General features: G+C 51.3%; 1 protein-coding gene. It reads right to left on the reverse strand.

Annotated features, from left to right (window positions below; all coding sequences use genetic code 11):
* The coding region (locus HPT30_RS00815; RefSeq protein ID WP_175369671.1) for a hypothetical protein at positions 1 to 817 on the reverse strand (817 nt) is incomplete at both ends.

Genomic DNA, 817 nt, shown 5'->3' on the forward strand with positions numbered 1-817 from the left:
ACCTTAATATCGCCTGCTGTCAGTATGATCAGCTTGAACGATACCACCTTGTTATTGCTGTCTACTTCATAAATGCCAATGTATCTGTTCGTTGTTGCATCCACGCCGGTAATATCTGCGCCTGGCGTGTACGGATTCGTTACTCCCGCTCCCGTAGGCGCTGCATCCCCTACGTTTGGTGTAGGAATCAGGGTCGAGGACACTTTGGTCACGAGATGGTTACCCGCTCCTACAGGTGTCGTCACCTTCGTTGTATTCGGATTGGTTCCCGGCAGTGGCGATGCTGGCAGTGGTGGTGCTGGCACCTTGATATCGCCTGCGGTCAGTATAATCAGCTTGAACGATACGACCTTGTTATTGCTGTCTACTTCATAAATGCCAATGTATCTGTTCGTTGTTGCATCCACGCCAGTGATATCTGCACCAGGCGTGTACGGATTCGTTACTCCCGCTCCCGTTGGTGCTGCATCTCCTACGTTTGGTGTAGGAATCAGGGTCGAGGACACTTTCGTCACGAGATGGTTACCCGCTTCTACAGGTGTCGTTACCTTCGTCGTATTCGGACCGGTTCCCGGCAATGGTGACGCTGGCAATGTTGGCGCCGGCACCTTGATATCGCCTGCGGTCAGTATGATCAGCTTGAACGATACCACCTTGTTATTGCTGTCTACTTCATAAATGCCAATGTATTTGTTCGTTGTTGCATCCACGCCGGTAATATCTGCACCAGCCGTATACGGATTTGTTACTCCCGCTCCTGTTGGTGCTGCATCCCCTACGTTTGGTGTAGGAATCAGGGTCGAGGACACTTTCGTCA

It is taken from the genome of Paenibacillus agri (assembly GCF_013359945.1).
GTDB classification, from domain to species: domain Bacteria; phylum Bacillota; class Bacilli; order Paenibacillales; family Paenibacillaceae; genus Paenibacillus_AQ; species Paenibacillus_AQ agri.